Source organism: Citrobacter sp. Cf118 (assembly GCF_030334095.1).
GTDB lineage: Bacteria > Pseudomonadota > Gammaproteobacteria > Enterobacterales > Enterobacteriaceae > Citrobacter > Citrobacter freundii.
In genome coordinates this window covers 542348-563943 of record NZ_JAOWES010000089.1, presented here as the reverse complement: position 1 = coordinate 563943, position 21596 = coordinate 542348, and the positions used below count along the sequence as shown (strand labels likewise).

The window sequence follows — 21596 nt, the reverse complement described above, 5'->3', positions numbered from 1 at the left end:
GGTTATTTCACGCTAAAGGTATATTGCCCCTTCGTCTTGTGACCATCCACGGAAACAACGTGCCAGTCGACCGTATATTTTCCTGCTTCAAGTGTTTGATCAAGCGGAACAATCAGCTGCGTTTTGTCCTGCTCACTGCGTGACGCCTTGCCCGTTTTGATCTGTTCTTTGTTTGGACCTGTCAGCTTTGCGCCGCTGAATCCCGGCTCTACGCCTTCAGAAAAATTCAGCGTCAACGCCTGAGGAGATGCCGCAACCTCGGCATTAGCAGCCGGGCTTTGTTTTGTGAGGTGGGCATGCGCCAGGGCGGCGGGCGTTGCCAGCACGCTGGCGAGTACGATGAGAGCGCTGCGAAGCATAGATGCAGATGAAGCCATTTCAACTATTCCTTTTTGTTATGTCTAATCTATAGAGAATAACCTTCTACAATGATCGAGTCGAGAATCATCATTTCGGTCTTGCCATTAATGCACACTCTTAGTAACTTTGCGCGCCGAAAGACAGAGAAAAGGAGAAGCCCATGAACATCAATCTGGCCAAACTTGAGCAAGCGGAAATGGATAAGGTCAATGTCGATCTGGCTGCCGCGGGAGTGGCATTCAAGGAGCGATACAACATGCCGGTTGTTGCCGAAGTTGTTGAACGCGAACAGCCCGAACATTTACGCGACTGGTTTCGCGAAAGACTCATCGCGCACCGACTGGCATCCGTTTCCCTTTCACGTTTACCTTACGAGCCTAAAGTTAAATAAAACTTATACTACGTTACGATTCCTTACATGATGGCTGCTACAGTATAAGCATATTCTTAATCTATACTTTCAGGATGATTGTAGACACTATGAAAAGGAAATCATTATGTCACACTGGAAAATCGCAGCAGCGCAGTACGAACCTCTTCACACCTCAGTTACCGAGCATGTCGCACATCACCTGCAATTCATTCAGGCAGCCGCCCAATGCCAATGTGAATTGCTGGTCTTTCCTTCCCTCTCCTTGTTAGGTTGTGTTGATGAACATGACGCGCTTCCTGCCCCACCCGATGAAGCGCTGTTAGAACCTCTCGCCCATGCCGCCGTGACTTATCGTATGACAATCATTGCGGGACTACCGGTGGAACATAACAACCGGTTCGTAAAAGGCATCGCGCTCTTTTCTCCCTGGATGACCTCGCCCTTAACGTTTCATCAAAGTCACGGAGCCTGTATCGCCAGACAGCAAAATGCCATTAGCGTAGTGGATAGCCAGCCGGAAGGTATCGATATCGACCCGGCTTACTCCCTGTTCACCAGTAGTCAGTCCATTAGCGAACCCGAATTGCTCTCCTCCACATCTCGTCTCCAGAGTTTCTCGCATAAGTTTGCCATAGCTGTATTAATGGCCAATGCGCGTGGCAGCAGCGCGTTATGGGATGAGCGAGGCCGATTGATTGTTCGCGCAGACAGCGGTTCTTTGCTGTTAACCGGTCAACGCACGCCACGGGGTTGGCAAGGTGATATCATTCCATTACGCTAGTCGTTTTGGGTCAGGAGCATGGCATGTTGCGCATAATAGATACAGAAACCTGTGGTCTACAGGGAGGCATTGTTGAAATTGCTTCTGTCGATGTGGTTGACGGAAAAATAGTCAACCCAATGAGCCACCTGGTACGCCCTGACCGCCCCATCAGCCCACAGGCGATGGCTATCCATCGCATTACTGAAGCAATGGTGGCCGATAAGCCGTGGATTGAAGACGTCATCCCGCAGTATTACGGCAGCGAGTGGTACGTGGCGCACAATGCCAGCTTTGACCGCCGCGTATTACCCGATATGCCCGGAGAGTGGATTTGCACCATGAAGCTCTCCCGTCGTTTGTGGCCGGGGATCAAATACAGCAACATGGCGCTGTATAAATCGCGCAAGCTGAGCGTACAGACGCCAGCGGGTCTCCACCATCACCGCGCCCTGTACGACTGCTACATCACTGCGGCACTCCTGATCGACATCATGCAGACGTCAGGCTGGACAGTCGATCAAATGGTCGATATTACCGGCCGTCCCGCGTTACTCACTACTTTCACTTTTGGTAAGTACCGCGGAAAACCGGTATCAGAAGTGGCTGAACGCGATCCGGGCTATCTGCGCTGGTTATTTAATAACCTTGATAATATGAGCCCGGAACTGCGATTAACGCTAAAACACTATTTGGATCACGCCTGAGCAGGCAGTGTTCCCTGCGCCAGTCCAATCAAAAAAGCGTACTCAAGAGCCACACCTTCGTAAGATTTAAAACGCCCGGATTTACCGCCGTGTCCGGAATCCATATCCGTGCAAAGTAGCAGCAAACGATCGTCCGTTTTCAGCTCACGCAGTTTTGCCACCCATTTTGCTGGTTCCCAGTATTGCACCTGAGAATCGTGTAATCCCGTCGTGACCAGCAGATGCGGATACGCCTGCGCGGTTACATTGTCATACGGGCTGTAGCTTTTCATATAGGTGTAATACTCTTCGTCCTGCGGATTACCCCACTCTTCAAACTCACCGGTCGTCAGGGGAATTGATTCATCGAGCATTGTGGTTACCACATCGACAAACGGCACCTGAGCAATAACACCATGGAAGCGTTCCGGGCGCTCATTAATGGCGACGCCCATTAACATGCCCCCGGCGCTTCCTCCCATGCCATAACATAACTCAGGCGCGCCATAGCCCATTTTTAGCAGCGCATCACAGACGTCGAGGTAATCATTAAAAGTATTTTTCTTGCGCAGAAACTTACCGTCCTCGTACCACTGTTGTCCTAATTCACCACCGCCACGCACATGGGCAATGGCGTAAACAAAGCCGCGATCCAGTAAGCTTAAACGGCTACTGCTGAAATCGGCATCCATGCTGGCGCCATATGACCCATAGCCATAAACCAGTAACGGATTTTTTCCTTTCAGGAAATACTTTTGATGATAAACCAGCGAAACCGGAACCTCGGTGCCATCACGTGCCGTTATCCATACGTGTTCGCTACGGTAATTCGCCGCATCAAATCCGGGGACCTCCGTCTGCTTAAGCACACGACGTTCCCCGGTGTCCATATCCAGTTCAAACAATGTGTCCGGGGTAGTCATGGAGGAATAGCCATAGCGCAGGCGCGATGTCTCCGGCTCTGGATTATAGGCAAGCCAGGTCACATATGCCGGATCGTCAAAGGCGATCCCGACCACTTCGCGCGTTTTACGATTAATCTGCCGCAGGCTGGTTAAGCCCCGCTGACGCTCTTCTACCACCAGCCAGTCGGTGAATAACGTAAAGCCCTCCAGCATCACGTTGTCACGCGGTGGGATCAGCGTCTCCCAGGCTTGCTCATCACGAACACGGGTACGGTACAGGCCGAAATTTTTCCCCTGACGGTTGGAGCGCAGATAAAAATTGTGCTGATAGTGATCGAGACTGTATTCGTGGTCTTTGCGTCGCGCTAAAAAGACCAACGGTTCGGCATCTGCCAGTTCTGCATCAAGCAACAAAACTTCACTGGTGGTCGCACTGGCAATGTGGATAATCACATAATGCAATGATGTGGTTTTATGCAGACTGACATAAAACATGTCATCGGCTTCTTCATACACCAGCTCATCCAGTGACGATGGCGAGCCGACTGTATGTCGCCAGACCTGATACGGCAATAACGTCGTTTCGTGCTTGCGCACGTAATAGAAAGTCTGAGAATCATTCGCCCATACCAAATCCGCTTCGACGTTTTCCAGCACTTCCGGATACCAGTTGCCGCTTTGCAGGTTGCGAAAACGCACGCCATATTGCCGTCGAGAGAGATAATCTTCGGCCAGTGCCATGATGGTGTTATCCGGTGATATCGCCACTCCTCCCAGCGTATAAAACTCGCTGTGTGCCGCGCGCTGGTTCCCATCCAACAAAGTGTCCCAATCATCCCACTCTTCACTGAAGGCAGACTGACGCTGATAGATGGCATATTCGCACCCCGGTTCATAAATATGCCGGTAGCGATAACCATTCTTCACATAGGGGGCAGAAGCATCCTGAGGCGGGATACGGTCGATAATCTCTTTCAGGACGCGATCCTGCAAAGCCTGCTGCGAGGCCATAACCTGACGGCCATACGCATTTTCTTGTTGCAGATAATCCAGCACTTCTGGCTGCGAGCGAGTGTCATCTCGCAACCAGTAATAATTATCAACACGAGTATCACCATGCTGCGTCATGGCGTGGGGAATACGAGAAGCTTTTGGTAGCATGTCATTGTTCTTTTGCTTAAACATCCTATAAGGGTGGCAAAAGACAGCAATGATGCAAGCGAAACATGCGCCTTAGCGGTAAGTAATTAACCCGGTAACGCCTGTTTTTGTTCCTTGAGATCCTGTTCAATGCCATCACGAACATCCTGCGGGATCTTCAACGCATCGCCCAGCGCATTGAGATAACTACGTTCCATAAAGTGGTCGATATCAATCGCCGCACAGCTCAGGAAGTAAATTTCTAGCGCTTCTTCTTCGTTACGGATCCCATGCGCCAGTCGTTGAGGGTCTAACGGTTGTTCGATGGCGCGTTCAATCAGAACGCGGCCCTGCTCTTCCACGCCCGCTTCACGGAGCTGCTGCTCAATGGCGCTACGTTCTTTGGCATCAATATGGCCATCGCTTTTCGCCGCAAAAACCAGCGCCAGAATCAGACGTTCAGTTCGCTCATCCAGCGGTGAGCTTTGTGCGCCAAACTGCGGCTCATCCTGATGCGCTGCGCGAACTTTATCCTTGTACTTGTTCCATAACACAGTCCCGGCAACCGCGCCGCCGCCCACCAGAAGCGCGCTGGTGCCGTATTTACTCAGTAATTTACGAGAAGATTTGTTGGCAACCAGTAATCCTGCCAGACCGCCTAACGCGCCTGGAACGAGAAGTTTACTCAGCCCTTGCTCGCCAGAAGATGACGCGGAGGAAGCTTTTTGCCCAAGAAGAGATTGTAGTTGATTTAGCCAGTTAGCCATTTTGCCCCTCAAGTACAGACGAATAATCATCAAAGCGTACCCGAGGGGATGTCAGGAAGTGTTCAGGTCATCAAAAGATGTGCAAATACCTCCGTTACTGCGGCTGATACTCCGCTGTTCCAGCTTTGCAGTCGACTTTTACCTGATAGTGAATATCCGCACTTTTACCGCGAACCGTCAGGGGAACTGACCATTTCCCGTCTTTGCCCGTAATATCGGGCGTGTTTACCCAGGCGACAGGATCGACTTGCCCGACGCGCTTTTGATCGTCAGCCCAGCGCGCGATGCGATTTTGTTGATAATCACGTTTCACGCTCGCCGCAATACCGTTAGCGTCCAGTCCCTCACACTTGGGGAACTGGACGTTTTTGCTTTCCATATTTGCCGCAAATACAGATACGCTGGCAGACAGCAGCAGCAGGCTCAATAACGTTCTTTTTTTATACATTCTTTTCTCCTTAATCTCCCCTTCGTCATTCAGATTGCCTGTAGCAACGTGAAATAACGTCAGGGATTGCACAATGATTCAGGGAAAAGCATGGTACAAAACGTCAGGAGCGCAAGTCGTTTCAGGCAGCCTGAGTATCATCCCCAGCGTGCGCATCGTTTTCGACAGCCTGCGGCGAAGGCAGCTTGCCATTTTTCAGAATGGCGCTCAGCACATCTTTTTGCTCAGCCAGCCACAGGGAAAGCGCTTCGCGCTGCTCGTCTTCAAGCGCTACCGGCGATTGCTCCAGCCATGTGTCGAGCAGATCTGCTGTATCCAGCATTTTGTCATACGCATCGGCTTCCTTTTTGCTGGTAAACGACATTTTTTCCTCACCTTCCCGAATGACTACGTATTTAACTTCAACCGCCATTTTGCAGCCTCTTAAATTACCTGTATTTATGTACAGTATATTCTTTTTAAGCCCTGAAATCAACCTGGTAATAAAGACAGACGCAAACGTTTTCGTATATACTGCGCCCAGATAAAACAGGGGATTAATTTATGACGTTATTAGGCACAGCGCTGCGTCCAGCAGCAACGCGAGTGATGTTATTAGGTTCGGGAGAACTGGGTAAAGAAGTAGCAATTGAATGTCAACGCCTGGGTGTGGAAGTCATTGCCGTGGATCGTTACCCCGACGCGCCAGCCATGCACGTTGCCCATCGCTCATACGTTATCAACATGCTGGATGGCGAAGCATTACGCCAGCTCGTCGAGCGTGAAAAACCACATTATATCGTGCCGGAAATTGAGGCGATCGCCACGGATATGCTGGTAAAACTGGAGCAGGAAGGCCAGCGTGTTGTGCCATGTGCAAGAGCAACGCAACTGACCATGAACCGGGAAGGAATCCGTCGCCTCGCCGCCGAAGAATTGTCTCTACCGACCTCTTCTTACCGCTTTGCTGACAGTGAAGTCCGCTTTCGCGAAGCCGTCGCTGAAATCGGCTACCCCTGCATCGTGAAACCGGTAATGAGTTCATCCGGTAAAGGACAAAGCTTTATCCGTTCAGCCGATCAGCTCACTGCAGCCTGGGATTATGCTCAACAGGGCGGTCGGGCTGGTGCCGGACGCGTTATCGTCGAAGGCGTAGTGAATTTTGATTTTGAAATCACCCTGCTAACCGTTAGCGCCGTTGATGGCGTGCATTTCTGCGCGCCGGTTGGACATCGACAGGAAGATGGCGATTATCGCGAGTCCTGGCAGCCGCAACAGATGAGTGAACTGGCGCTGGCGCGCGCGCAGGAGATTGCCCGCAAGGTGGTGCTGGCGTTGGGTGGTCACGGACTGTTTGGCGTGGAACTGTTTGTCTGCGGTGATGAGGTGATTTTCAGCGAAGTCTCCCCTCGCCCTCACGACACGGGTATGGTGACCTTAATTTCGCAGGATCTGTCTGAGTTTGCCCTGCACGTACGTGCATTTCTCGGTCTGCCCGTTGGCGAAATCCGCCAGTATGGGCCTTCTGCTTCCGCTGTTATTCTGCCGCAACTTACCAGTCAGAATATCACGTTTGATAACGTGCAGGCCGCTGTAGGTGCGGGTATGCAAGTTAGGTTCTTTGGCAAACCGGAAATCGACGGGAGCCGTCGTCTGGGCGTTGTGCTGGCCACAGCACAGAGCATTGAAGATGCGGTGATACGCGCGAAAGACGCGGCCGCACAGGTGAAAGTTACTGGATAAAAAAAACGGGCCGAATGGCCCGTTACAGATTCGCAGGCCCGGTAGTGATTACCGGGCATTTTGCGCAATTATTGCTTCGCGCCTTCAACAGCCTCACGAGCCAGTTTGGTAATGCGATCGTAATCACCTGCTTCCAGTGCATCTGCCGGAACCAGCCAGGAACCGCCGATACACAGCACGCTTTTCAGTGCCAGGTAGTCGCGGTAATTCGCTGGAGAGATACCACCGGTTGGGCAGAAACGGACCTGTGAGAACGGACCCGCAATCGCCTGCAGCGCTTTAGTACCGCCATTTGCTTCAGCAGGGAAGAATTTGAACTCTTTCAAACCGTAGTCCATACCCAGCATCAGTTCAGATACGGTGCTGATACCAGGGATCAGCGGAATAGTGCCTTCCGTTGCGGCTTTCAGCAGCGGCTCGGTCAGACCCGGACTGATAGCAAACTGTGCACCGGCTTCGGTAACTTCAGCCAGCTGTTGTGGATTCAGTACAGTACCTGCACCAACGATAGCGTCCGGAACTTCTTTTGCGATCGCGCGAATGGCATCCATCGCACATGCGGTACGTAGGGTCACTTCCAGAACGCGCACGCCGCCTGCAACCAGCGCTTTTGCCATCGGCACTGCGTGTTCCAGTTTATTAACCACGATAACCGGTACAACCGGGCCAGTGGTCAGGATTGCTTCTGCACTTGTCTTCCAGTTTTTCATCAGAGTTTTCTCTCGCCTGATTACAAAATAAGTCTTAAAAAGTGATACAGGTTGCGCCCTGTTCCGCACCGGACAGCTTTTCACGCAACGCGCTGAACATTTCACGGCCTGTGCCCACGCGCGATGCGCTGAGGTCAGGAATATGAGGCTGACGAGAAGCAAGTTCCTCTTCATCAACCAGCAGCGTCAATTCACCTGTCTGTCCATTCACACGAATGATGTCGCCATCGCGTACTTTTGCCAGCAGCCCGCCATCATAGGCTTCTGGGGTTACATGGATTGCTGAAGGCACTTTACCTGAAGCACCTGAAAGTCGTCCATCGGTAACTAACGCAATTTTGAAACAACGGTCCAATAATACACCAAGTGGCGGCATGAGTTTATGTAATTCTGGCATTCCGTTTGCTTTTGGTCCCTGATGGCGCACAACCACTACGCAATCACGGTCGAGCAGTCCCGCATCGAAGGCAGGCAATACATCATGCTGACTTTCGAAAACAACCGCGGGCGCTTCAATCACCTGATTTTCTACCGGTACCGCCGACGTTTTCATCACTGCGCGGCCGAGGTTTCCACTCAGCACTTTGGTGCCGCCGTGGTGGGAGAAAGGCTGGTCAAAGGTGGCTATCACGTTGCTGTCCAGCGACTTCGCCGCACCTTCACGCCAGTCCAGCTCACCCTCGTTGAGCCAGGGTTCCATGGTGTAGCGCGATAAACCAAACCCGGCAACGGTGTTCACATCTTCATGCAGCAGACCCGCGTTAAGCAGTTCACGCATTAACACCGGCACGCCACCCGCCGCCTGGAAGTGGTTAATGTCTGCCGGACCATTCGGGTACAGACGCGCCATCAGCGGCACGATATCGGACAGATCGGAAAAGTCGTCCCAGTTAATCAGAATACCGGCCGCGCGCGCCATTGCGACCAGGTGCATTGTATGGTTAGTGGAGCCCCCGGTCGCCAGCAGCGCGACAATACCGTTGACCACCACTTTTTCATCGATCATTTTACCGATCGGCATCCATTCATTGCCGTTGCCGGTCAGACGCGTTACCTGACGAGCCGCAGCGGCGGTCAACGCTTCACGCAGCGGCGCATCCGGGTGCACGAATGAGGAGCCTGGCAGTTGCATCCCCATAAACTCCACCACCATCTGGTTGGTGTTTGCCGTGCCATAGAACGTACAGGTACCCGGTGCGTGATAAGACGCAGCTTCGGATTCAAGCAGCGCCATACGATCGACTTTACCTTCAGCATACAGCTGACGGATACGCACTTTTTCTTTGTTCGCCAGACCACTCGCCATCGGGCCGGAGGGAATAAAGATCGAAGGCAGATGACCAAATGACAGTGCCGCCATCACCAGACCCGGGACAATTTTGTCGCACACGCCAAGGAATAACGCGCCGTCGAACATATTGTGTGAGAGTCCCACAGCAGCCGACATAGCAATCACTTCGCGACTCAACAGCGAAAGCTCCATCCCATCCTGTCCCTGGGTCACACCGTCGCACATCGCAGGAACACCGCCAGCGACCTGGCCTACCGCATTGGCTTCATGCAGCGCTTTACGAATGATGTCCGGGTAATGTTCGTACGGCTGATGCGCGGAAAGCATGTCGTTATAGGAGGTAATGATCGCGATATTGTTACGCAGCATGCTTTTCAGCGAAGCCTTGTCATCCGGCTGGCAGGCAGCAAAACCATGCGCCAGATTACCGCACGCCAGTTGTGAACGATGAACGGTAGTCGATTTCGCTTGTTCAATACGGGCAAGGTAGGCGGAACGTGTGTCGCGAGAACGTTCGACGATACGTTGTGTTACGCGTAACAAATTCGGATTCATAGAGGCTCCTAAAATTTATCTGTCAGAGCGTTGGAAAAACAATGTGTTTCAGTTGGGTTAAAAACAGCTGAATCGCTTGTTATCCGTAGCTCAGGGGCAAAATCGTTTCAGGCAGTGTAATAAAAAAAGCCCCGCGGGTGAATCCACGCGAGGCTTAAAAGTGCAAAAATTATTCTACAATCTGTGTTAGATCATGTTACCGGTAAAATAACACCTATGGGCTAGATGATATTTTACTCGAATTCGTTCCAGGAACGACCATCACGGGTAATCATGGCCACAGAGGCAACCGGTCCCCAGGTCCCGGCCTGATAAGGCTTCGGTGCGTCGTTGTCCATTGCCCAGGCTTCGGTAATAGAGTCGACCCACTTCCATGCTTCTTCAACTTCATCTCGACGCACAAACAGCGCCTGAATGCCGCGCATCGTTTCAAGCAGCAGACGCTCATAAGCGTCGGCCAGATGTGTTTGGTTGAAGGTTTCGGAGTAGCTCAGATCAAGTTTGGTAATTTGCAGGTTATGCTTGTGATCCAGGCCCGGCACTTTATTCAGGACCTGGATATCGACACCCTCATCAGGCTGCAAACGGATGGTCAGCTTGTTCTGTGGCAGGTCCTGCCAGGATTCTCTGAACAGGTTCAGCTCAGGCGTTTTGAAGTAAACCACGACTTCAGAGCACTTGGTCGGTAAACGTTTACCGGTACGCAGGTAGAATGGAACACCCGCCCAGCGCCAGTTATCGATATCCACACGGATTGCCACAAACGTTTCCGTATTGCTGCTCTTGTTCGCACCTTCTTCTTCCAGGTATCCCGGAACTTTTTTGCCCTGGGCAAAACCGGCGGTGTACTGACCGCGAACCGTTTTTTCTCGCACGTTCGAACGATCGATGCGACGCAGTGATTTCAGTACCTTCACTTTTTCATCACGGATGCTGTCAGCGCTCAGATCGGACGGCGGAGACATCGCGATCATGCATAGGATTTGCAGCAGGTGGTTCTGGATCATGTCGCGCATCTGACCGGCCTGGTCAAAGTAGCCCCAGCGCCCTTCAATGCCCACTTCTTCCGCCACGGTAATTTCTACGTGATCGATAGTGCGGTTATCCCAGTTGTTCACAAACAGGGAGTTGGCAAAACGCAGTGCCAACAGGTTCAGGACCGTCTCTTTGCCGAGATAGTGGTCAATACGATAAACCTGACACTCTTCGAAATACTCGCCAACCTGATCGTTGATTTCGCGCGATGTTGCCAGCGACGTTCCTAACGGTTTTTCCATCACCACGCGGGCAGGCTTAGCATTCAGCTTTGCTTCACCCAAACCTTTGCAGATTGCGCCAAAAGTGCTTGGCGGCATCGCGAAATAGTTAATAGTGGTACGTGATTTCTGATCCAGCATTTCACCCAGACGGCTAAATGCGGCGGTATCATTGACGTCCAGATTACAAAACTCCAGACGACCGCTGAGGGTCTCCCATAAACCTTCATCGATTTTTTCTTTCATGAAGGTTTCGAGCGCTTCGCGCACAACCTTGGTATAAGCTGCTTTGTCCCAGTCGGCACGCCCAACCCCAATGATACGGGTTTCCGGGTTAATCTGGCCGGCCTTTTCCAGTTGATACAGGGAAGGCAGCAATTTCCGTCGCGCCAGGTCGCCCTTCGCACCGAAAATGACCAGGTCACATGCCTGAGCTGTTTGCGTTACCGCCATGTCATTCTCCTCAATTAAGTGCCTGGTGCTTTTGCCAGACACTGGTTGTAATTTTATTACAGTGCACTGTACTGCTTTTACGTGAATCCGGAAACCGTAAACGCTTATCCAGCCGTGCTGTTACCGCGAACAGCCGCTTTATTGGCGTATAACCCATCAAAATGGATAAAAAAGTCGTATTTTTCGTACCCATGACGAAGTATGAAAATCCGACTCCGATCATGTAATGAAAAAAAACAACAACTATTCTGTCCATTTTGCCCCGTTGCTCCATTAGCAGGGGTAATATCTATACACTAAATTGTGTATCGGTTTCCCCGTATCGCTGAAATCGTTTTTGCCCATGACCCATGAGTCTACCTACATCATGAATATGCTGGAAAAAATCCAGTTAAAACTGGAACATTTGAGCAAGTCAGAGCGTAAAGTCGCCGACATTATTCTTGCCTCTCCCGAGCGGGCAATCCATTCAAGCATCGCCGCACTTGCTGTAGAAGCGAATGTCAGCGAGCCAACGGTGAACCGTTTCTGTCGCAGCATGGACACCCGCGGCTTTCCTGATTTTAAACTGCATCTGGCGCAAAGTCTGGCAAATGGCACCCCTTATGTTAATCGCAATGTGGATGAGGATGACAGCGTAGAATCTTACACGGGGAAAATCTTCGAGTCAGCGATGGCAAGCCTCGACCACGTTCGCCAGTCGCTGGATAACGCGGCGGTAAACCGGGCGGTAGATTTATTAACCCAGGCGAAGAAAATTGCCTTCTTTGGTTTAGGTTCTTCCGCCGCGGTAGCGCATGACGCGATGAATAAATTTTTCCGCTTTAACGTGCCGGTAATTTATTCCGACGATATTGTTCTGCAACGCATGAGTTGTATGAATTGTAGCGACGACGACGTCATTGTGCTTATTTCTCATACCGGAAGAACCAAAAGTCTGGTTGAACTGGCGCAGTTAGCGCGGGAAAACGATGCCATGGTTATCGCCCTCACCTCTCCCGGTACGCCACTGGCACGGGAAGCCACGCTGGCAATTACCCTCGATGTACCGGAAGATACTGACATTTATATGCCCATGGTCTCTCGACTTGCTCAACTGACCGTGATAGATGTGCTGGCTACAGGATTTACTTTGCGCCGAGGGGCAAAATTTAGAGATAACTTGAAGCGTGTCAAGGAAGCGCTCAAGGAATCGCGTTTTGATAAAGAATTACTCATCAAGAGTGATGACCGCTAAAAGCAATAACAATGTTCTACCCTTTTATCATCCGGGTTGTTCATTTACCGTTAATGTTTGAGAACGGCCGGATCAATGTTCACGCAACACCAAGTTGTTTCAGTCAACGGAGTATTACATGTCCAGAAGGCTTCGCAGAACCAAAATCGTTACCACGTTAGGCCCGGCAACTGACCGCGATAACAACCTTGAGAAGATTATCGCCGCGGGTGCGAACGTCGTACGTATGAACTTTTCCCACGGCTCTCCAGAAGATCACAAACTGCGGGCGGATAAAGTCCGTGAAATTGCCGCAAAACTGGGACGTCATGTAGCTATTTTGGGTGACCTTCAGGGACCTAAAATCCGCGTATCCACCTTTAAAGAAGGTAAAGTATTTCTTAACGTTGGCGACAAGTTCCTGTTAGACGCCAACCTCGGCAAAGGCGAAGGCGACAAAGAAAAAGTCGGTATTGATTATAAAGGGCTGCCTGCTGACGTCGTGCCTGGCGATATCCTGCTGCTCGACGACGGTCGCGTACAGCTTAAGGTGCTGGAAGTTCAGGGCATGAAAGTCTTCACCGAAGTCACCGTCGGTGGCCCGCTATCCAATAACAAGGGCATCAACAAACTGGGCGGCGGTCTCTCTGCTGAAGCCCTGACCGAAAAAGACAAAGCCGACATCATTACCGCAGCGCAAATCAGCGTTGACTACCTGGCCGTCTCCTTCCCGCGCTGCGGTGAAGATCTGAACTATGCCCGCCGTCTGGCACGCGATGCCGGTTGCGATGCGAAAATTGTCGCCAAAGTAGAACGTGCAGAAGCCGTCTGCGACCAGAATGCGATGGATGACATCATTCTGGCTTCCGACGTAGTGATGGTGGCACGTGGCGACCTGGGCGTTGAAATCGGTGACCCTGAGCTGGTAGGTATTCAGAAAGCGTTGATTCGTCGCGCGCGCCAGCTGAACCGTGCGGTCATCACCGCTACGCAGATGATGGAGTCGATGATTACCAACCCAATGCCGACTCGTGCGGAAGTGATGGATGTGGCTAACGCCGTCCTCGACGGCACCGATGCCGTGATGCTCTCTGCAGAAACAGCAGCAGGTCAGTACCCGGCGGAAACCGTCGCGGCAATGGCGCGCGTCTGTCTCGGCGCTGAAAAGATCCCGAGCATCAACGTCTCTAAACACCGCCTTGACGTGCAGTTTGATAACGTTGAAGAAGCGATTGCGATGTCAGCGATGTACGCTGCTAACCACCTGAAAGGGGTCACCGCTATCATCGCAATGACGGAGTCCGGTCGCACTGCGCTGATGACTTCTCGTATCAGTTCCGGTCTGCCGATTTTCGCGATGTCCCGTCATGAGCGTACGCTGAATCTGACCTCCCTGTACCGCGGTGTCACCCCGGTTCACTTCGACAGCGAAACTGACGGCGTCGTTGCCGCCAATGAAGCGGTGAACCTGCTGCGCGATAAAGGCTACCTGGTTTCTGGTGACCTGGTGATCGTGACCCAGGGCGATGTGATGAGCACTATCGGCTCAACCAATACCACGCGTATTCTGACCGTAGAATAAGTCGCTTAAATGTAAAAAAGCCTCTCGTTTGAGAGGCTTTTTTTATTTCTTCGGATAGAGATCTTTGCGCTTATAGGGCTCAATCTCGCCGGGTTTACGCGTCTTAAGCAGTTTCAGAATCCAGGTGTATTGTTCGACATGAGGCGTGACAAAAATCTCCACCTCTTCGTTCATCCGTCTGGCAATGGTGTGGTCATCCGCCGTCAGGATGTCATCCATCGGTGGACGAACATGGATCGTCAGGCGGTGCGTTCTCCCATCGTATACGGGGAACAGCGGTACCACGCGCGCGTGGCAGACTTTCATCAGACGTCCAATCGCCGGTAACGTTGCTTTATAGGTAGCAAAAAAATCGACAAACTCGCTGTGTTCAGGCCCATGGTCCTGATCCGGCAGGTAGTATCCCCAATATCCCTGACGGACAGACTGAATAAACGGTTTGATGCCATCATTACGCGCATGCAAACGACCACCAAAGCGACGGCGTACCGTGTTCCAGACGTAATCGAATACCGGGTTCCCCTGATTGTGGAACATCGCCGCCATTTTCTGTCCCTGGGACGCCATCAGCATCGCCGGGATATCTACACCCCAGCCATGTGGAACGAGAAAAATAACTTTTTCATCGTTGCGCCGCATCTCTTCGATGATTTCCAGGCCTTGCCAGTCAACACGGTTTTGAATCTTCTCCGGGCCACGTATGGCCAGTTCCGCCATCATGACCATCGCCTGAGGGGCGGTCGCGAACATCTCATCGACAATGGCTTCGCGCTCAGCTTCGCTGCGTTCTGGAAAACAAAGGGATAAATTGATCAGTGCTCTTCGACGTGAGCTTTTTCCCAAGCGTCCGACCATCCGTCCAAGCTTTGCCAGAATAGGATCGCGAAATGACGCAGGTGTTAACGCAATCCCAGCTATCGCCGCTACACCCAGCCAGGCGCCCCAGTAGCGCGGATGGCGAAATGATTTATGAAACTCAGGGATATACTCAATATTCTTTTTTTTCGTTTCCATGCTCTTCCAGTGTCTGGTGCCGCGAAAAGTAAATCTGCTGATAGTGTAGCGGCGCACCGTGCGCCGTACAAAATAAAAAAGCCGGCACGCATAGCGTACCGGCTTTATCAGTGTGCTAATTAATCAAAACGCAGCTGAGGCATAACTTCTTTCACCTGCGCCAGGTAATCGGTGCGATCCGAGCCGGTCAGACCCTCTGTACGCGGCAGTTTCGCCGTCAAAGGGTTCACGGCTTGCTGGTTAACCCATACTTCATAGTGCAGATGCGGACCCGTTGAACGCCCGGTGTTACCTGACAGCGCGATACGATCTCCACGTTTCACTTTTTGACCTGGTTTCACCAACAGCTTACGCAGGTGCATATAGCGCGTGGTGTAGGTGCGACCATGACGAACCGCAACATAGTATCCGGCAGCGCCGCTACGCTTCGCTACAACCACTTCACCATCGCCCACCGACAGTACCGGCGTCCCCTGAGGCATCGCAAAGTCGACACCTTTGTGCGGCGCTACACGTCCAGTCACCGGATTCAGGCGACGCGGGTTAAAGTTCGAGGAAATACGGAACTGTTTCGCCGTCGGGAAACGCATGAAGCCTTTCGCCAGCCCGGTACCGTTACGGTCATAGAACTTACCGTCTGCAGCACGGATGGCATAATAGTCTTTGCCTTCAGAACGTAAACGCACGCCCAGCAGTTGGCTTTGCTCGCGCTTGCCGTCCAGCATTTCGCGAGACATCAGCACCGAGAACTCATCGCCTTTTTTCAGTTTGCGGAAATCCATCTGCCACTGCATGGCCTTAATCACTGCGCTGATTTCAGAGCTGGTCAGCCCGGCATCTTTGGCGCTGGCGACGAAGCTTCCGCCCACCGTGCCTTTGATACGACTGTTAACCCAATCGCCCTGCTGCATTTCACTGCTCATTTTGAAACCCGTCGCAGTGCGATCGTAAGTACGGGTTTCACGGCGGGATACTTCCCAGGTCAGACGCTGCAGGTCACCTTCCGCGCTTAAGGTCCATGAAAGCTGCTGACCAATTTTCAGATTACGCAGCTCTTTATCGGAAGCAGCGAGTTGACTGATATCGCCCATATCGATGCCGTACTGATTCAGAATACTGCTCAGCGTATCGCCAGTGGAGACGACATACTCATGCACACCGGCTTCACCAGACGTTTTGTCATCCAGTTCATCCTGTGGAATGGCTTCGTCTTCTTGTGCAGCCTGATCAATAGGTTCGCTTGCCTCAGGTAACAGTGAACGAATCTCGCTTTTTTCCAGCTCGATAGTTTTAACGATGGGTGCAGAATCGGGATGGTAAACATAAGGCCGCCAGACGGCGACGGCCAATGTCAGTACGGTAAGCGACCCCAGCATAACACGATGGGGTCGCGGCAGATTATTAAATGCCAGAGCGACAGAGCGGGCTATCTGTTGCACGTATTCACTTCCTCATTAATCTCCTTTCAGGCAGCTCGCATACTGGTTGGCTAATTGGTTCAAAAACGCTGAATAGCTTGTTTTACCCAGTTTGATATTCGTACCGAGCGGATCCAACGTTCCCATTCGAACGGATGTCCCTCTCGCGACGGCTTCAACGACCGCTGGCCTGAACTGTGGCTCAGCAAAAACGCAGGTTGCTTTTTGCTCAACCAACTGTGTTCTTATTTCATGTAAACGCTGCGCACCAGGTTGAATCTCAGGGTTCACGGTAAAGTGACCAAGCGGTGTTAGTCCGTAGTGTTTTTCGTAGTAGCCATAGGCGTCATGAAAAACGAAATAACCTTTTCCCTTGAGCGGTGCGAGCTCGTTACCTACCTGCTTATCGGTTGCGGCTAATTGTGCCTCAAAATCCTTCAGGTTGGCGTCAAGTTTGGCTCGACTTTGCGGCATAAGTTCCACTAATTTTTCATGGATTGCAACCGCTGAGGCCCGCGCTATCTCTGGGGAAAGCCAAAGATGCATGTTGTAATCGCCGTGATGGTGATGCTCGTCACTTTTTTCACTGCCAGCATCATTGTGTCCATGATCGTCATCGTCGTCGTCAGCACCTTTCATGAGTAACGGTTTCACGTCATTGAGCTGCGCAATCGTTACCTGTTTCGCGTTAGGAATATTCTTGACTGACTTTTCCATAAACGCTTCCATCTCAGGTCCAATCCAAACGACTAAGTCCGCGCCCTGTAAGCGTTTTACGTCTGATGGACGCAGTGAATAGTCGTGTTCGGAAGCCCCGTCAGGCAGCAAAACTTCAGTGTCTGTTACCCCGTCCGCAATGGCCGAAGCAATAAATCCCAGCGGCTTGAGCGAGGCCACCACAGCAGCATTTGCTGCCTGTGTTGCACTACCCCAAAGAGCAGCGGATAATGCTGCGAAAAGAAGCGTATTTTTATGTAACATAATGCGACCAATCATCGTAATGAATGTAAGAAATGTGATATTATAACATTCTATAACTTCTGCAAGACTAAAATTGATATGACGACTTTGGTTTCACTGGAAAATGTCTCGGTCTCTTATGGTCAACGCCGCGTCCTGTCTGACGTATCGCTTGAACTTCGACCCGGTAAAATTTTAACGCTTCTCGGCCCAAATGGTGCCGGGAAGTCTACGCTGGTGCGCGTTGTATTAGGACTGGTAGCGGCTGATGAGGGAGTTATCAAGCGTAATGGCCAATTGCGGATTGGCTATGTACCGCAAAAACTGTACCTCGATACTACGCTTCCGCTGACGGTAAGCCGGTTTATGCGCTTACGTCCCGGCACCAAAAAAGAGGATATCCTTCCGGCACTGAAGCGCGTTCAGGCCGGACATCTGATGAATGCGCCGATGCAAAAGCTCTCTGGCGGGGAAACGCAACGCGTCCTGTTAGCCCGTGCTTTATTGAATAAACCTCAGCTACTGGTGCTCGATGAGCCGACCCAGGGCGTAGATGTCAATGGGCAGGTCGCACTGTACGACCTTATCGACCAGTTGCGACGTGAACTGGATTGCGCCGTACTGATGGTTTCCCATGACCTGCATCTGGTGATGGCCAAAACCGATGAAGTACTGTGCCTGAACCATCATATTTGCTGTTCCGGTGCACCGGAAGTGGTTTCCATGCACCCGGAATTCATCTCAATGTTCGGGCAACGCGGCGCCGAACAACTCGGAATTTACCGTCATAATCACAATCACCGCCACGATTTACAGGGTCGTATCGTCTTACGCCGGGGAAATGGTCACTCATGATTGAATTGTTATTACCCGGTTGGTTAGCCGGGATCATGCTGGCCTGTGCTGCTGGCCCACTCGGCTCGTTTGTGGTCTGGCGTCGAATGTCTTATTTCGGTGATACGCTGGCCCACGCTTCGCTGCTGGGAGTCGCCTTTGGCCTGCTGCTGGATGTAAACCCTTTCTATGCGGTTATCGCCGTCACTTTGTTGCTGGCTGGCGGTCTGGTATGGCTTGAAAAGCGCCCTCACCTCGCGATCGATACCTTACTGGGCATTATGGCGCATAGTGCATTGTCGCTGGGGCTGGTTGTCGTCAGCCTGATGTCCAACATCCGTGTGGATCTGATGGCTTACCTGTTTGGTGATTTGCTCGCCGTGACGCCTGAAGATCTTATCTCCATCGCCATCGGCGTGGTTATTGTTCTGGCGATTCTGTTCTGGCAGTGGCGTAACCTGCTGTCGATGACCATCAGTCCGGATCTGGCATTTGTCGATGGCGTGAAGCTGCAACGCGTGAAGCTGCTGCTGATGCTGGTTACGGCGTTAACGATTGGCGTGGCGATGAAGTTTGTCGGGGCGTTGATTATCACCTCGCTGCTTATTATCCCTGCGGCGACCGCCCGTCGCTTTGCCCGTACGCCGGAACAGATGGCAGGAGTTGCCGTTGGGGTGGGAATGATAGCGGTTACAGGCGGGTTGACCTTCTCGGCCTTCTATGACACCCCGGCAGGTCCCTCCGTGGTGCTGTGTGCCGCGCTGCTGTTTATTTTCAGCATGATGAAAAAACAAGCGAGCTAAGCATGCGTTGCCCGGTGGCGCTGCGCTTACCGGGCCTACAAAATCGCCCAGGCCTTATAAGCGTAGCGACATCATGCATTAAGGCATCTGTGGCGGTGTAATGCCAAAATGGTTCCAGGCGCGCACGGTTGCCATACGTCCACGCGGCGTACGCTGCAGAAAACCTTGCTGAATCAGATATGGCTCAAGCACGTCCTCAATGGTTTCACGCTCTTCCCCGATCGCCGCTGCCAGGTTATCCAGTCCGACCGGTCCGCCAAAGAATTTGTCGATAACCGCCAGCAGCAACTTACGGTCCATATAATCAAATCCTTCCGCATCCACATTGAGCATATCCAGCGCCTGAGCGGCGATATCTGCTGAAATCGTGCCGTCATGCTTCACTTCGGCGAAATCACGTACCCGGCGTAATAAGCGGTTGGCGATACGCGGCGTACCGCGAGCACGGCGTGCCACTTCCAGCGCGCCTTCATCGCTCATTTCCAGGCCCATAAAACGCGCACTGCGTCCTACAATGTGCTGCAGATCAGCCACCTGATAGAATTCCAGGCGCTGTACAATACCAAAACGGTCACGCAACGGAGACGTTAACGACCCGGCGCGCGTCGTCGCCCCGATTAGCGTAAACGGTGGCAGATCGATCTTGATCGAACGTGCAGCCGGCCCTTCACCAATCATGATATCCAGCTGATAATCTTCCATCGCCGGATACAGCACCTCTTCCACCACCGGCGAAAGACGATGGATTTCATCGATAAACAGCACATCGTGGGGTTCAAGGTTGGTAAGCATTGCCGCCAGGTCACCCGCTTTTTCCAGTACCGGACCGGACGTGGTGCGCAGATTAACGCCCATTTCATTGGCGACAATATTGGCAAGCGTGGTTTTACCAAGACCTGGAGGACCGAAAATCAGCAGGTGATCGAGAGCGTCCCCACGCAGCTTCGCCGCCTGGATAAAAATCTCCATTTGCGAACGGACCTGAGGCTGGCCAATATACTCTTCCAGCAATTTAGGGCGGATCGCACGATCCACCAGGTCTTCAGGGGTCGTGCTGACAGCCGAAATCAGGCGATCTGCTTCAATCATCCTTTACCTCACAATGCCGCGCGAAGCGCTTCACGAATCAGGGTTTCACTGCTGGCATCAGGGCGGGCAATTTTGCTCACCATGCGGCTGGCTTCTTGTGGTTTATAGCCCAACGCCACCAGCGCAGCAACCGCTTCCTGCTCGGCGTCGTCCGTTGTCGGACTGGCCGGAGAGGTCAGAACCAGATCCGCCGCCGGGGTAAAGAGGTCACCATGCAGGCCTTTAAAGCGGTCTTTCATTTCAACAATCAAACGCTCTGCGGTTTTCTTACCAATGCCCGGTAATTTCACTAACGCGCCAAGCTCTTCGCGCTCAACGGCATTAACAAACTGCTGCGCAGACATTCCGGAGAGGATCGCCAGCGCCAGCTTCGGCCCCACGCCATTGGTTTTGATTAACTCTTTAAACAGCGTGCGCTCTTGCTTGTTGTTAAAGCCATACAGCAGTTGAGCGTCTTCACGCACCACAAAATGGGTGAAGATAATCGCTTCCTGCCCGGCTTCCGGCAACTCGTAGAAACAGGTCATTGGCATGTGCACTTCATAGCCTACCCCACCCGTTTCCAGAAGGACCAGCGGGGGTTGTTTTTCAATAATGATGCCTCTGAGTCTGCCTATCACGTGACGCTCCTGCGTTAAGGGCTAAAAGGTAATGCGCTATCATAAAAAAAGGCTGGATAGATATCCAGCCTCATTTGTCACTAACGTAATCGACCTCGCGCCAGATTCAGCCTCGACTCGCTCATTTGCATGGCATTCTGACTGACATGGCAGTGGGTAATAGCTATCGCCAGCGCATCCGCGGCATCCGCTTGCGGATTCGCCGGGAGTTTTAGCAGCGTGCGCACCATATGCTGGACCTGGCTTTTTTCCGCACTACCGATCCCCACCACAGTCTGTTTTACCTGGCGGGCCGCGTATTCAAAGACCGGTAGATCCTGATTGGTCGCCGCAACGATTGCCACGCCGCGTGCCTGTCCAAGCTTTAACGCCGAGTCAGCGTTCTTCGCCATAAAGACCTGCTCAATGGCAAAATAGTCCGGCTGGAACTGGGTGATGATTTCCGTCACGCCCGCGTAAATTAACTTCAGACGTGACGGGAGATCGTCGACTTTGGTGCGGATACAACCGCTGCCGAGGTAGGTCAGCTGTCTTCCGACCTGACGAATAACGCCATAACCGGTGATGCGCGACCCCGGGTCAATGCCGAGAATGATAGACATCACGCACCTCCTGTCAGGTTGCGGTACAGCCA

22 protein-coding genes are annotated in these 21596 nt (G+C 52.1%); 8 read left to right on the top strand and 14 right to left on the bottom strand.

Annotated elements, in window-relative coordinates:
- Nucleotides 1-2 precede the first annotated feature (2 nt).
- Nucleotides 3-377 (bottom strand): CopC domain-containing protein YobA, encoded by a 375-nt coding sequence (yobA, locus tag OGX67_RS26475; RefSeq protein WP_003034928.1) that lies wholly within the window; start codon nucleotides 375-377, stop codon nucleotides 3-5.
- Nucleotides 378-520: 143 nt separating this feature from the next.
- Here yobA and OGX67_RS26470 point away from each other — a divergent pair, with 143 nt between their 5' ends.
- The 3 genes from OGX67_RS26470 (at nucleotide 521) to exoX (ending at nucleotide 2200) form a co-directional block, all read left to right on the top strand.
- Nucleotides 521-751, top strand: a complete 231-nt coding sequence (locus OGX67_RS26470; protein WP_003034925.1) for a DNA polymerase III subunit theta — start codon at nucleotides 521-523, stop codon at nucleotides 749-751.
- Between the two features lie 106 nt (nucleotides 752-857).
- A complete protein-coding gene (locus tag OGX67_RS26465; RefSeq protein WP_003841657.1) occupies nucleotides 858-1514 on the top strand; it encodes a carbon-nitrogen hydrolase family protein in 657 nt (218 codons plus the stop codon).
- 23 nt (nucleotides 1515-1537) lie between these two features.
- Nucleotides 1538-2200, top strand: coding sequence for an exodeoxyribonuclease X (exoX, locus tag OGX67_RS26460; protein WP_257651117.1), 663 nt, complete (start codon nucleotides 1538-1540; stop codon nucleotides 2198-2200).
- Here exoX and ptrB read toward each other — a convergent pair.
- The 4 genes from ptrB to yebG all read right to left on the bottom strand — a co-directional run bounded on the left by ptrB (nucleotide 2191) and on the right by yebG (nucleotide 5851).
- Nucleotides 2191-4245 (bottom strand): oligopeptidase B, encoded by a 2055-nt coding sequence (ptrB, locus tag OGX67_RS26455; RefSeq protein WP_257651116.1) that lies wholly within the window; start codon nucleotides 4243-4245, stop codon nucleotides 2191-2193. The two genes, exoX and ptrB, sit on opposite strands and share 10 nt — an antisense overlap.
- Before the next feature lie 86 nt (nucleotides 4246-4331).
- Nucleotides 4332-4991: a tellurite resistance TerB family protein gene (locus OGX67_RS26450; protein WP_257651115.1), complete on the bottom strand. Its 660-nt coding sequence runs from the start codon at nucleotides 4989-4991 to the stop codon at nucleotides 4332-4334.
- A 94-nt stretch (nucleotides 4992-5085) separates the two neighbouring features.
- Nucleotides 5086-5439, bottom strand: coding sequence for a protein YebF (yebF, locus tag OGX67_RS26445; protein WP_257651114.1), 354 nt, complete (start codon nucleotides 5437-5439; stop codon nucleotides 5086-5088).
- A 121-nt stretch (nucleotides 5440-5560) separates the two neighbouring features.
- Nucleotides 5561-5851, bottom strand: a complete 291-nt coding sequence (yebG, locus tag OGX67_RS26440) for a DNA damage-inducible protein YebG (protein WP_003034906.1) — start codon at nucleotides 5849-5851, stop codon at nucleotides 5561-5563.
- A 131-nt stretch (nucleotides 5852-5982) separates the two neighbouring features.
- Between yebG and purT the strand changes: the two genes are divergently transcribed.
- Entirely contained in the window at nucleotides 5983-7161 is a 1179-nt protein-coding gene (gene purT, locus OGX67_RS26435) for a formate-dependent phosphoribosylglycinamide formyltransferase (protein WP_071684720.1), read from the top strand.
- Nucleotides 7162-7229: 68 nt separating this feature from the next.
- Here purT and kdgA read toward each other — a convergent pair whose 3' ends face one another.
- The 3 genes from kdgA to zwf form a co-directional block, all read right to left on the bottom strand.
- Nucleotides 7230-7871, bottom strand: coding sequence for a bifunctional 4-hydroxy-2-oxoglutarate aldolase/2-dehydro-3-deoxy-phosphogluconate aldolase (kdgA, locus tag OGX67_RS26430; RefSeq protein ID WP_003034901.1), 642 nt, complete (start codon nucleotides 7869-7871; stop codon nucleotides 7230-7232).
- Between the two features lie 34 nt (nucleotides 7872-7905).
- Nucleotides 7906-9717, bottom strand: a complete 1812-nt coding sequence (edd, locus tag OGX67_RS26425; protein ID WP_003841668.1) for a phosphogluconate dehydratase — start codon at nucleotides 9715-9717, stop codon at nucleotides 7906-7908.
- A 233-nt stretch (nucleotides 9718-9950) separates the two neighbouring features.
- Entirely contained in the window at nucleotides 9951-11426 is a 1476-nt protein-coding gene (gene zwf / locus OGX67_RS26420; RefSeq protein ID WP_003034896.1) for a glucose-6-phosphate dehydrogenase, read from the bottom strand.
- A gap of 367 nt (nucleotides 11427-11793) precedes the next feature.
- On the opposite strand from zwf, the gene OGX67_RS26415 reads away from it, so the two are divergent.
- Both OGX67_RS26415 and pyk read left to right on the top strand, forming a co-directional pair.
- On the top strand, nucleotides 11794-12663 hold the full coding sequence (locus OGX67_RS26415; RefSeq protein WP_003034893.1) for a MurR/RpiR family transcriptional regulator: 870 nt from the start codon (nucleotides 11794-11796) through the stop codon (nucleotides 12661-12663).
- A 118-nt stretch (nucleotides 12664-12781) separates the two neighbouring features.
- Nucleotides 12782-14224: a pyruvate kinase gene (gene pyk / locus OGX67_RS26410; protein ID WP_003034890.1), complete on the top strand. Its 1443-nt coding sequence runs from the start codon at nucleotides 12782-12784 to the stop codon at nucleotides 14222-14224.
- A 42-nt stretch (nucleotides 14225-14266) separates the two neighbouring features.
- Here pyk and lpxM read toward each other — a convergent pair whose 3' ends face one another.
- The 3 genes from lpxM to znuA form a co-directional block, all read right to left on the bottom strand.
- On the bottom strand, nucleotides 14267-15238 hold the full coding sequence (lpxM, locus tag OGX67_RS26405; RefSeq protein ID WP_071696730.1) for a lauroyl-Kdo(2)-lipid IV(A) myristoyltransferase: 972 nt from the start codon (nucleotides 15236-15238) through the stop codon (nucleotides 14267-14269).
- 119 nt (nucleotides 15239-15357) lie between these two features.
- A complete protein-coding gene (mepM, locus tag OGX67_RS26400; RefSeq protein ID WP_003034883.1) occupies nucleotides 15358-16677 on the bottom strand; it encodes a murein DD-endopeptidase MepM in 1320 nt (439 codons plus the stop codon).
- A gap of 15 nt (nucleotides 16678-16692) precedes the next feature.
- Complete coding sequence (gene znuA, locus OGX67_RS26395; protein ID WP_003844151.1) at nucleotides 16693-17637, bottom strand: zinc ABC transporter substrate-binding protein ZnuA; 945 nt, start codon at nucleotides 17635-17637, stop codon at nucleotides 16693-16695.
- A 78-nt stretch (nucleotides 17638-17715) separates the two neighbouring features.
- Between znuA and znuC the strand changes: the two genes are divergently transcribed.
- Together znuC and znuB are read left to right on the top strand one after the other, a co-directional pair.
- The gene (gene znuC / locus OGX67_RS26390; protein WP_003034877.1) at nucleotides 17716-18471 is read left to right on the top strand and encodes a zinc ABC transporter ATP-binding protein ZnuC; all 756 of its coding nucleotides are present in this window, start codon (nucleotides 17716-17718) and stop codon (nucleotides 18469-18471) included.
- Nucleotides 18468-19253: a zinc ABC transporter permease subunit ZnuB gene (gene znuB / locus OGX67_RS26385; protein ID WP_003034874.1), complete on the top strand. Its 786-nt coding sequence runs from the start codon at nucleotides 18468-18470 to the stop codon at nucleotides 19251-19253. Before znuC ends, znuB begins: the two co-directional genes overlap by 4 nt.
- A 78-nt stretch (nucleotides 19254-19331) precedes the next feature.
- Here the strand turns inward: znuB and ruvB are convergent, their stop codons facing one another.
- The 3 genes from ruvB to ruvC all read right to left on the bottom strand — a co-directional run bounded on the left by ruvB (nucleotide 19332) and on the right by ruvC (nucleotide 21564).
- Nucleotides 19332-20342 (bottom strand): Holliday junction branch migration DNA helicase RuvB, encoded by a 1011-nt coding sequence (gene ruvB / locus OGX67_RS26380; protein ID WP_003034872.1) that lies wholly within the window; start codon nucleotides 20340-20342, stop codon nucleotides 19332-19334.
- A gap of 8 nt (nucleotides 20343-20350) precedes the next feature.
- Complete coding sequence (gene ruvA / locus OGX67_RS26375) at nucleotides 20351-20962, bottom strand: Holliday junction branch migration protein RuvA (RefSeq protein ID WP_003034869.1); 612 nt, start codon at nucleotides 20960-20962, stop codon at nucleotides 20351-20353.
- Between the two features lie 80 nt (nucleotides 20963-21042).
- Nucleotides 21043-21564: a crossover junction endodeoxyribonuclease RuvC gene (ruvC, locus tag OGX67_RS26370; RefSeq protein ID WP_003034867.1), complete on the bottom strand. Its 522-nt coding sequence runs from the start codon at nucleotides 21562-21564 to the stop codon at nucleotides 21043-21045.
- Nucleotides 21565-21596: the final 32 nt, after the last annotated feature.

Excerpts from the sequence above, each read along its gene's own strand:
- ptrB (WP_257651116.1), bottom strand. The coding sequence starts at position 4,245 with ATGCTACCAAAAGCTTCTCGTATTCCCCACGCCATGACGCAGCATGGT.
- purT (WP_071684720.1), top strand. The coding sequence starts at position 5,983 with ATGACGTTATTAGGCACAGCGCTGCGTCCAGCAGCAACGCGAGTGATG.
- OGX67_RS26450 (WP_257651115.1), bottom strand. The coding sequence starts at position 4,991 with ATGGCTAACTGGCTAAATCAACTACAATCTCTTCTTGGGCAAAAAGCT.
- ruvB (WP_003034872.1), bottom strand. The coding sequence starts at position 20,342 with ATGATTGAAGCAGATCGCCTGATTTCGGCTGTCAGCACGACCCCTGAA.
- znuA (WP_003844151.1), bottom strand. The coding sequence starts at position 17,637 with ATGTTACATAAAAATACGCTTCTTTTCGCAGCATTATCCGCTGCTCTT.
- pyk (WP_003034890.1), top strand. The coding sequence starts at position 12,782 with ATGTCCAGAAGGCTTCGCAGAACCAAAATCGTTACCACGTTAGGCCCG.
- znuB (WP_003034874.1), top strand. The coding sequence starts at position 18,468 with ATGATTGAATTGTTATTACCCGGTTGGTTAGCCGGGATCATGCTGGCC.
- yebG (WP_003034906.1), bottom strand. The coding sequence starts at position 5,851 with ATGGCGGTTGAAGTTAAATACGTAGTCATTCGGGAAGGTGAGGAAAAA.
- OGX67_RS26415 (WP_003034893.1), top strand. The coding sequence starts at position 11,794 with ATGAATATGCTGGAAAAAATCCAGTTAAAACTGGAACATTTGAGCAAG.
- zwf (WP_003034896.1), bottom strand. The coding sequence starts at position 11,426 with ATGGCGGTAACGCAAACAGCTCAGGCATGTGACCTGGTCATTTTCGGT.
- OGX67_RS26465 (WP_003841657.1), top strand. The coding sequence starts at position 858 with ATGTCACACTGGAAAATCGCAGCAGCGCAGTACGAACCTCTTCACACC.
- ruvC (WP_003034867.1), bottom strand. The coding sequence starts at position 21,564 with ATGTCTATCATTCTCGGCATTGACCCGGGGTCGCGCATCACCGGTTAT.
- edd (WP_003841668.1), bottom strand. The coding sequence starts at position 9,717 with ATGAATCCGAATTTGTTACGCGTAACACAACGTATCGTCGAACGTTCT.
- kdgA (WP_003034901.1), bottom strand. The coding sequence starts at position 7,871 with ATGAAAAACTGGAAGACAAGTGCAGAAGCAATCCTGACCACTGGCCCG.
- exoX (WP_257651117.1), top strand. The coding sequence starts at position 1,538 with ATGTTGCGCATAATAGATACAGAAACCTGTGGTCTACAGGGAGGCATT.
- yebF (WP_257651114.1), bottom strand. The coding sequence starts at position 5,439 with ATGTATAAAAAAAGAACGTTATTGAGCCTGCTGCTGCTGTCTGCCAGC.
- lpxM (WP_071696730.1), bottom strand. The coding sequence starts at position 15,238 with ATGGAAACGAAAAAAAAGAATATTGAGTATATCCCTGAGTTTCATAAA.
- yobA (WP_003034928.1), bottom strand. The coding sequence starts at position 377 with ATGGCTTCATCTGCATCTATGCTTCGCAGCGCTCTCATCGTACTCGCC.
- znuC (WP_003034877.1), top strand. The coding sequence starts at position 17,716 with ATGACGACTTTGGTTTCACTGGAAAATGTCTCGGTCTCTTATGGTCAA.
- OGX67_RS26470 (WP_003034925.1), top strand. The coding sequence starts at position 521 with ATGAACATCAATCTGGCCAAACTTGAGCAAGCGGAAATGGATAAGGTC.